Source organism: Ligilactobacillus acidipiscis DSM 15836 (assembly GCF_001435755.1).
Taxonomy (GTDB): Bacteria; Bacillota; Bacilli; order Lactobacillales; family Lactobacillaceae; genus Ligilactobacillus; species Ligilactobacillus acidipiscis.
Window position 1 is genome coordinate 1 of the sequence record NZ_AZFI01000083.1, and the last position, 9,117, is coordinate 9,117.

A 9,117-nucleotide genomic window follows, 5' to 3' on the forward strand; every position below is an offset into this window, starting at 1 on the left:
TCATTTACACAAACTTCTTGACACTCCCAAAATGTTGTATTTAGTGTTTAATTTGTAAACGTTCAATTATATCTATGATATATTGAATTTGGTAATTTGTATATTTGATTGTTGAAATTCTTGAAAGTATCTGGAATTGTTTTCCATATAGAAATGGTTATTTATAAAAGATACAATTTATTTCGGTTAAAATGGGAAAATTATGGAGGGAATATTATGTTTGGTTTTTCCGTGTACTTAAGTGCACCAATTACAGCTTGTACAAAAAATAGAGTAGCTCGTTTGGCTAAATCTGGTTTCGAGGGTGTTTTTACTTCTTTGAACCTGCCAGAGGATGATCCATCGGTTTTATTGCAACGTTTGACAGACTTAGGCTCTGAGTGTCGTGGTTTGCGGTTAGAGCTAACTGTGGATATTTCAACAGTAGCTTTAGAACGTTTAGGTATCAGTTTAGACAAAGTAAACGAATTAACTCACATTGGCGTAACACAGCTGCGCATTGATGATGGTATCCTAATGCTGTCAGTGGCCAAATTATCTCAGCAAATGGGGATCGCTTTAAATGCTAGTACGATCAGTAAACAAGATATTGAATTATTGAAAGACAGTCAGGCTAACTTTAATAATTTGGAAGCTTGTCATAATTATTATCCGCGTAAAAATACAGGCTTAGAAGAAAAGTGGTTTAACCAGCAGAATGCCTGGTTGAAGAAAAACGGCTTTACGGTTATAGCCTTTGCACCTGGCGATAGTGATTTGCGTGGGCCTGTTTTTGCAACTTTACCGACCCTAGAAAGTGGACGCTATCAGCATCCTCTTGCAGCAGCTTTAAACTTGCTGAACAATAACGTAAACAAGGTCTATATTGGAGATGCAGACTTGCAAGTTGAAACAGCAGCCCAGTTTGATTCCTATTTTAGATTCAATACTTTATTGTTGCATGCCACTACTGAAATCGATCTTCCAGAATATTTGACTGCTGGTGACCTTGTTTTTCATCAACGGCCTGATGTTGCTAGAGACGCAGTTCGTTTGCGAGAAGGGCGCAGTTTAAAAGAGAAAACTATCAAACCAGCAAATATTAAGGAACGTGTTCGAGGAGCCATTACTTTAGATAATAAGCTCGCGCGACGGTATGAAGGTGAGTTGCAGTTGATCAAACGTAATTTGCCTGCTGATCCCACGGTTAATGTGTTAGGGTATATTTCTCAAAATGATTTGGATCTGTTAGAGGCTTGTGGAGCAAACCAAGCTATTCAGTTAGTTTTTTAAATAAATTTGCTATCTAACGTTTTGCTTTGTAATATTATTATAGGATATTTACAATTGAGCTTCGAAACCCAGAAGGTTGTGCTTAGCCAACTTTTCCACCACATTGCCTAAAACGCAATATGGCGAAAAAGCCGGCTAGTGCTCACCTTCTACCCAGGTTTCTACGCTCTGTTTTTGTAGTCAGGTTGCGAAATGCAGAAACTTGCGCTTAGCTGACTTCAACAACAAGTCGCTAAAAGCACGCCTTATTGTTGAAGTCCGTTAATGCTCGATTTCTATTCGCATTTCTCCACCTTGTTTTGTTGGGAGGGAACATTCGTGAAAAAAGAGGAAATGGAACAGACATATCAAGCGGCCGTTGAGATGATCAAAGACCATCGGGCTGATGATGCGCGTCCTTTATTGACACGGATCTACCACCAAAAAGATGATTATAAGTCAGTCAGCTACTATTTGGGCAAAGCCTGTTATCGTCTGAAACAATATGAAGATGCGGACCGTTATCTGCATCTTTTTTTAGACTTGAAAAAGAAAACCAATCACAGTCAGGCTTATCGCTTGTTGGCACGGACCGCTATTGGACAAAAGAAGCCAGATGAGGCTAAAGAATATATGGAAGCTGCTCAACAAGCAGGCATGCCAGCCCAGAAACTTGCTGGCGTTAAAAAAGCTGTGACTAAGCTGGAAGAACAATTAGCTGCGGCTGAGAAGAAGCGGCAAGAATTGCGTGAACGCGGTTATGCGCAAATGCAGTTCCGTTTTATCAAACTTGCCAAAAATGGTACTCCTATTGCTGAAACTGATAGTGATAAGTATCGGCATTCATACTTTTTTATTAACGGTATGACAGTTAAAAAGCTGCATGGATTTAAAGATGGAGAGTGGCATGAACTAGATGTGACTGTTCCTAAAACAGCTGATTTTCCCGGTTATTATGTAGTTTCATTGACTGATCTGCGGACTTATTACAAAGACATCATCCCCAATTTAACAGAATTGCGTTATCGTTCTGCCTTGAATGATTGGATGGAAGATGACCCGTTTTTTGAGCAGCGTTGGGAAAAGTCGCGCGTTTTTTCACTTTTGTTGTTGCCGCTTTTTGACAAGGAAGAGATCGAACGGCTGTTAATAGAATATAATTTGCTGGACGCAAAGGCGCAAGAACACCTGCAAAGTTGCGATGACTTGATCATGCTGAAAACACAGGGGGAAACTCTGCCTTTGTCACAAAAACGTTTGATCCACAATCTAGATTTGTTACGAGATTTTGGTTACATTTGCCCCGACAATTGTCACAACACGCTCCATTTACGTGAGAAGTGTGAAGGCGAACGGTACTTAGTAGAAATGTTGACTGAAGACCACTGTCACCGGCATCATTTAAAAGCGACCTTTGGAAAGTTCAAACCGACTGTGGAGCAGAAAAAATTTATTTCTTGGTTGAAGAAGGCAGACCGGCGGGTCGATGCGTTATTAGGCGTTGGTGGGAGTGGTAAAACCTATACCCTGGGTAAAATCTTTAATACCAGCAAAGTTTTGGCACTGGCACCGACACATAAAGCGCGGATCAATTTGATCTTAAATGGTTTTACTAAGGCGCAGACCATCCAGAAATTAGGCTTTGATATCGATAATGGCATGGACGATAGCGAGATCTACAAAGAATACGGTGATTTTGACACGGTTATTATTGATGAGATCTCGATGGTCACTCAAGACATTTTGGTCAAGCTCATGAAAACTTTAGGACACGGCGTTCGTTATTTATTCTTGGGCGATGATCGTCAACTGCCACCGGTGACAAATGATACGGAAGCTTTGGCAGTTTCAGGAAATGTGATGGAATTGTTGAAGAGTCAGGGTCATTCATTTTATTTTAGCGATAACATTCGCTGCAAGGACGTTAGAACGAGGGCATTTATTGCTCAATGTCGGGCTAAAAAATGGGATGGGCATAGTGATGCTCCGCGTTATTTTCATGAGTCTTTAAAAGAAATGTTGCGTTATAAAAAAGAACATATCGATATTTCAGAGTGTATGATCTTGGCTTTTCGTAATTATAATGTTGCCCAGATCAACCAGGCTTTCTTTAAGGTTTTAGCACAAGATAAACAAAATGTGATCCCATTTGAAATTGAAAATAATAAAGGACGGGGCGGTTTTTTTGTCGGCGCTCAAGTTGTCTTTTATGAAAACGGCTGGGCCGGTAAAAATTACACTAATAGTGAATTTGGCGTGGTGACCGCTGTTTCTTTACCAAATAACCACAGTAAAGGACAGATCAAAGTGCGAACAGATCTGAATGAATACGAGTTGCCGTTGTGGAAAGCTAAAAAAGATCTCCTGTTGGCTTATGCGATCACGATCCATAAAGCTCAAGGGAGCGGGGCAGATAAAGTCTATGTCGTTGAAACAGGCAATTACGGTTTAGCCTATACCGCCGTTTCTCGTTCGAAGGGCAAGTTGAGTTTTGTCAACATGTCTGAGCAACAGTTGTTGGAGAGCTTGGACAAGCCGGCTACGGTAAAAAACAATGTGTATCAGTATTGAAAAAGACGACCCAGTACGAGCAGTTCAACTGTTATGTTGATCTTAACAATTTTCTCAGCTCTACTGTCTGGAAATTTATAAATAGTACAAAAAATGAACGAGTTTGTAATTGAGAAAATGAAATTACAAGCTCGTATTTTTTGTACCAAAGTAAAAGTGACTTTTAAAAAGTAGCTTTCTAAAAAAATCAATGAACTGTCATATTTGTAACGCAAAGTATGTGGAAGTAAGCTTTACATTTACGTTTGTAACGCAAAGTAGGGCGAAGTAGGTCTTACATTCTCGTTTGTGACGCAAAGTATGTGGAAGTAAGTCTCACATTTACGTTTGTGATACAAAGTAGGCCGAAGTTTGCGTTATATTCGACTCAATCGAAGTTCGTTTCGACTGGAAGTAGATCAAAGTTGTGCATTGTAAGGTTACTTAGTTGAGTTAGCGTTTTTATAGCTGATACTAAGCAAAGCAGGCAAATTTTTCAGTAAGAACTATTGCAATCTTTCTAAAAAATAAATATACCAAAAATTTCTCTGAAAAAATCAGGGAACTTTTTTCAGATATTATTTTGCTTAGTAAGAAATGAGTATGATCTTACATCCATAATCAATATAAGGAAGTTTGAGCCAACTAAAAATTATCAAAATAGAATTACACACAACGTATTGGTTATTTATCATATTTGTTTAACTTGCAATTAGTTCTATGCATAATATAGGTCAAACAGCAGATCAATGAAATCAACGAATAGGCTCTAATTAATTTGCAGGTCAAACTAGATCCTATTTTTATAATTTTCTATCTAGAAAGGATCAACGTTATTTTTAGCGGGAAAGAGTAAAAGTAAAAATTGCTTCATTTTAGCAGTTACTTCTTCTTTAGTGGTTGTTTTCTTGTTTTTCATCCACCAAAGTGCGATTTGCCTATACATCCCCAGTAAGATTTGACACGTGAAATCTGGATCTTGGGGCAACTGAGGATTTTGCTCCAGAAAATAAGTAAGCTTTTTTTCGAGTTGCATTTCAAGATAGTCGTCGATGATCTCGAAGGGAAATTCATCCAGAGAATCTATCTTAAAGTGAAGTAAAACTTGTTGATATTTCTCGAGCAGCTCAATGACTTTTTTAAAACAGGTTAGAAGATAGTCTAGTGGCTGCTTAGTGTCGGCTGTGCTGTCAATGTCTTGTAAAGTCTCTTTTTGGATAGTGTGGATAACAAACTTAATAAAATCGTATTTATCGTTGAAGTGTTTGTAAAAAGTTGGCCGTCTAACTTGTGCTCTTTTGCAAAGCTCATTGACCGTGAATTTATCCACTGTTTTTTTTTGAACTATGTCAAAAAAAGCTTGGATCAGTGAAGTATAAGTTTTTTGAACACGTAAGTCGAGTGATTCATCCATCGAAATTAACTCCTTTATGTAATTTTATTGTACAAAATTTTCTTTTCTGATAGTTAAGTTGCGTTTTTGCAAAAAGTGTTTGTTGCATTTTTAACTAGAGTTATTATAATCTGTAAATGAACAAATGTAAATAAACTATCATTTGTAAATTTAATTTGGCAAGGGGAGAAAAAGATAGCAGTTATTGAGATCGATCATTTAACCAAAGACTATGGACATCATCGCGGCATATTCGATGTATCTTTTTCAGTCAACAAGGGTGAAGTTTTTGGATTCTTAGGGCCGAACGGTGCGGGAAAAACAACGACTATCCGGCATATTATGGGCTTTTCCAAACCGCAAGAAGGCCAGATCTTGGTTGATGGCAAGGATAGCTGGTCCAGTGCAGCAGCTATCAAGCGTACTGTGGGCTATCTGCCGGGTGAATTAGCTTTTCCAGCAGGAATGACTGGTACACAGTTTATTGACTTTATGGCTAAAGAACGGCAAATTACCGATATGAGCAAGACAAACTACTTGTTAGATAAATTCGAATTAGATCCATCGGGCCCGATCAAACGAATGAGTTTGGGGACCAAGCGGAAATTAGCGGTCGTGACTGCCTTTATGCATGACCCGGAGATCTTGATTTTAGATGAACCGACCAGCGGGTTGGACCCTTTAATGCAGGAACGTTTTATTGAATTTGTATTGGCGGAAAAGAAGGCCGGCAAAACGATCTTATTATCTAGTCATATTTTTAGTGAGGTCGATGCTACTTGTGACCGGATCGCTATCATTAAAGATGGGGAAGTTGTTTCGACTATTGTAGCGGATGATCTAAAACAGAATAAGAACAAGGCTTTTAAAATCGAATTTTCTGACCACGAAACTTATGAGCGTTTTGTGAAAAATACGGTCTTGGATGTTTCGGTCAAACGCCCTGCGCAAGATCAAGTGAAATTGCATATTCAAGACGAAAACATTCATGAGTTTTTCACGGAATTGAGTCAATACCATTTGAACTTTATTTCTGAGATCAAGTTTACTCTTGAAGATTACTTCATGAACTTCTACGATCGCAATCGCAGTGTAGAAGAGGGGAAGGAGGAATTAGTTCATGGCATGTATTGAGATCAACAATTTAACGAAAGATTATGGACAGGGCCGTGGGATCTTTGATATTTCTCTTTCAGTCGATCAAGGTGAAGTTTTCGGCTTTGCAGGGATCAATGGCGCCGGTAAAACAACGACGATCCGTAATTTAATGGGCTTTATCAAGCCTGATAGCGGCCATGCCACGATCAACGGCCTTGACTGTACTAAAAAGAGTGCTCAAGTTAAACAAAAAGTTGCCTATATCTCAGGCGAGATCAACTTTCCGGGTAATGACAGCGGTGAAGTATTCTTGAAACGACAGATGGAAATGATCGGGCGAGGTAACTGGGAGCACTGTAAGAAGATCTGCGATAAGTTACAGTTGGATGCGACTGCCAATATTAAAAGTATGAGTAAGGGTATGAAACAGAAAACAGCGATCGCGGCTGCATTTTCGGCTGAATCTGATATTTTGATCATGGATGAACCGACAACTGGTCTTGACCCTTTGATGCGAGACACGTTTATTGAATTACTGGCAGAACAAAAGAAAATGGGTAAGACGATTTTTATGTCTAGTCATATTTTCAAAGAAATGGAAGAAACTTGTGATCAAGTAGCACTGATCAAAAATGGTAAGATCGTTGACATCGTTTCGATGGATGATATTCGTTATAACAAAAATAAGCGGTTTAAATTAGAGTTTAAGAATGATGCTAGTTTTAAACGTTTCTCTGAATTGTCTTATCACTGTATTAACATTCAACCAGATGACTTGCAGGTAACTGTTGAGATCAATGATAAGGATATTAACGAGCTCATGAATGATCTTTCGCAGTATGACGTTTTGTTCTTTAAAGAGATCAAGCAAACGTTTGAAGATTATTTCAATCAAACATTCAAGGAGGAAGCATAGATGTTCAGTAAACCGATTTTTAAACAAAGTGTCCGTTCAAATGGGGCATTGTGGCTCGTGATCACACTAGTCGCCAGCGCTTTGTTCAGCAACTTTATCATTCGTTTTGATCCGGCTGATTTTGGTGCTTTGTCGTCTGCAGCTGAAGGGACAGCATTTGGTAGTGTTCTTTCTGGATTTGGCACTATTTTGGGAACACTGGAAACTTTTTATAAAATGATCGCTATCATGCTGGGATTAGTTTATATTATTTTTTCAGCTAATAATTTGGTAGTTAATGAGGTCGATAGCGGTTCGATGGCTTATACGTTGTCGACACCTATTAGACGCAGTACCGTGATCTTTACCAAAATGGCATATATGATCGGCTCGATCGTTTTGATGTTTGGTGTTTTGACTGGTGTCGGACTTGGAGTTTCTGAATTAGCCCATCATAATGTTTCAGGTTCGCCAATGACCGAAGACGTTGAAGCGGCGGCCGATGCGATGGATCGCAAACCCAGCTATGTACGCAAACATTTGTACATGATCAAAGATGATAAGTATGCAATGCAAGCTGGCGCTGAAGCTCGTAAAATGGATAAAACCGCTTATGGTGAATACTTGGATCAGGCGATCTTACGTGATAGTTATAAGGCTGCTGCCACTAAGTTAACTGATAACCGTCAAGATAAATATTCGGATTCTGATAAGGATAAAGACGAGATCGAGATCACTGAGCAGGAATTAGCTAAAAAACCGCAATTGATGATGAAGGATAATGATGCGTTAGAAGCTGGAGCTAAGGTCACTGGTCAAAGTGTCAATGGTTATCGTAATTCAGTCAATGATCAGATCAAAAATAGTAAAAATAACCAACAAAAAGAGGCACTCAGCAAGCTTCCGGCTGATCCAACCGTGATTTTGTCGACGGCTACAACTGCTGGTGCTAAGGCTATTCATACTTCTGAAAGCAATATTAAAGATAATATGAGTTTGCTAAAAGACGATAAGGCGATCAAGGCTGCTTCTAAAGCAACTAAGGTTCCTGAAGGCCAGTTAAAAGCCTTGATTGACAGTTCCGAAGTTAACGCTGCCTTGAAGTCAGACAAATCTTTGGAATTTGACATTAGTACCTTTGTTTGGTTGAACGTTGGGGCTTGCTTATTGATTTTAGGAATGGGCAGTATTTCATTTTTTGCAAGTACGCTTTTCAACCGTTCTAACCAGGCGCTGGTCTTGGGCGCTGGTTTACCATTTGCATTCTTCTTGATCAGTATGGTCATTCAACAAAGCGATAGTTTAGAGAACTTGAAATACTTCTCGTTGACTACTCTTTACAAAACAGACGAGATCTTAAGCAACGGAGATTTTGGAATCCCACTGCTGATTTTAGGCGGGATCGCTGCAGTCTTGTATGGAATGTCTGCGGTGATCTTCTACAAGAAGGATCTCCCATTGTAATTCATAAAAAATTTAGAATCCTAATAAAAAAGTAGTGCAGAGAATGTTTGAAAACTCAGCACTACTTTTTTCTATTGTGGATTATTTTGGTCTAATAATTCGAGGGCTCTTTCAATAGTTTCTGCCTGTGAGAGATCTAAACGATGCGAAAGATTCAGTAATAATTTGCGGGTTTCTTGCGATGTGTTCACATGGATCGATTGTTCACGTTCTTTTTCTTTTGCCATAAAGTGTGCCTCCTAAAATTTAAAAACAGAGCAGAGCATACTCAGGAAAGGTAAGTACCAATAAACTTTCACGTTATAATTTTTTTGAACCTTGTAGTGAGAAAGTGGATAGATCCGGCTTTCCGTTACGTGTAGCTTGCGTAAGAAAAAAGAGAGAATTTTTCTTAGTCACTTATAAGGTAACCTAAAATATTTATGCTTAATTACTCCCGAATTATTCATACGAGGTTTAATATCGG

7 protein-coding genes are annotated in these 9,117 nt (G+C 38.8%); 5 read left to right on the forward strand and 2 right to left on the reverse strand.

Annotated elements, in window-relative coordinates:
* Nucleotides 1-216: 216 nt before the first annotated feature.
* Together FC65_RS06635 and FC65_RS06640 are read left to right on the forward strand one after the other, a co-directional pair.
* Nucleotides 217-1,272 (forward strand): MupG family TIM beta-alpha barrel fold protein, encoded by a 1,056-nt coding sequence (locus FC65_RS06635; protein WP_056972017.1) that lies wholly within the window; start codon nt 217-219, stop codon nt 1,270-1,272.
* Nucleotides 1,273-1,590: 318 nt separating this feature from the next.
* Nucleotides 1,591-3,822: an AAA family ATPase gene (locus FC65_RS06640; RefSeq protein WP_056972018.1), complete on the forward strand. Its 2,232-nt coding sequence runs from the start codon at nt 1,591-1,593 to the stop codon at nt 3,820-3,822.
* 796 nt (nt 3,823-4,618) lie between these two features.
* On the opposite strand, the gene FC65_RS06645 is transcribed toward FC65_RS06640, so the two are convergent.
* Nucleotides 4,619-5,215, reverse strand: coding sequence for a TetR/AcrR family transcriptional regulator (locus tag FC65_RS06645; protein WP_056972019.1), 597 nt, complete (start codon nt 5,213-5,215; stop codon nt 4,619-4,621).
* A 228-nt stretch (nt 5,216-5,443) separates the two neighbouring features.
* Here FC65_RS06645 and FC65_RS06650 point away from each other — a divergent pair, with 228 nt between their 5' ends.
* Genes FC65_RS06650 through FC65_RS06660 form a run of 3 tightly spaced genes read left to right on the forward strand, consistent with a single transcriptional unit; the run spans nt 5,444 to nt 8,651 of the window.
* Complete coding sequence (locus FC65_RS06650; protein WP_338088176.1) at nt 5,444-6,328, forward strand: ABC transporter ATP-binding protein; 885 nt, start codon at nt 5,444-5,446, stop codon at nt 6,326-6,328.
* Nucleotides 6,315-7,208, forward strand: coding sequence for an ATP-binding cassette domain-containing protein (locus FC65_RS06655; RefSeq protein WP_056972021.1), 894 nt, complete (start codon nt 6,315-6,317; stop codon nt 7,206-7,208). Before FC65_RS06650 ends, FC65_RS06655 begins: the two co-directional genes overlap by 14 nt.
* The gene (locus FC65_RS06660; protein ID WP_056972022.1) at nt 7,209-8,651 is read left to right on the forward strand and encodes an ABC transporter permease subunit; all 1,443 of its coding nucleotides are present in this window, start codon (nt 7,209-7,211) and stop codon (nt 8,649-8,651) included.
* 71 nt (nt 8,652-8,722) lie between these two features.
* On the opposite strand, the gene FC65_RS11825 is transcribed toward FC65_RS06660, so the two are convergent.
* Nucleotides 8,723-8,878, reverse strand: a complete 156-nt coding sequence (locus tag FC65_RS11825; RefSeq protein WP_156408588.1) for a ribbon-helix-helix domain-containing protein — start codon at nt 8,876-8,878, stop codon at nt 8,723-8,725.
* Nucleotides 8,879-9,117: the final 239 nt, after the last annotated feature.

Excerpts from the sequence above, each read along its gene's own strand:
- FC65_RS06635 (WP_056972017.1), top strand. The coding sequence starts at position 217 with ATGTTTGGTTTTTCCGTGTACTTAAGTGCACCAATTACAGCTTGTACA.
- FC65_RS06645 (WP_056972019.1), bottom strand. The coding sequence starts at position 5,215 with ATGGATGAATCACTCGACTTACGTGTTCAAAAAACTTATACTTCACTG.
- FC65_RS06655 (WP_056972021.1), top strand. The coding sequence starts at position 6,315 with ATGGCATGTATTGAGATCAACAATTTAACGAAAGATTATGGACAGGGC.
- FC65_RS06660 (WP_056972022.1), top strand. The coding sequence starts at position 7,209 with ATGTTCAGTAAACCGATTTTTAAACAAAGTGTCCGTTCAAATGGGGCA.
- FC65_RS11825 (WP_156408588.1), bottom strand. The coding sequence starts at position 8,878 with ATGGCAAAAGAAAAAGAACGTGAACAATCGATCCATGTGAACACATCG.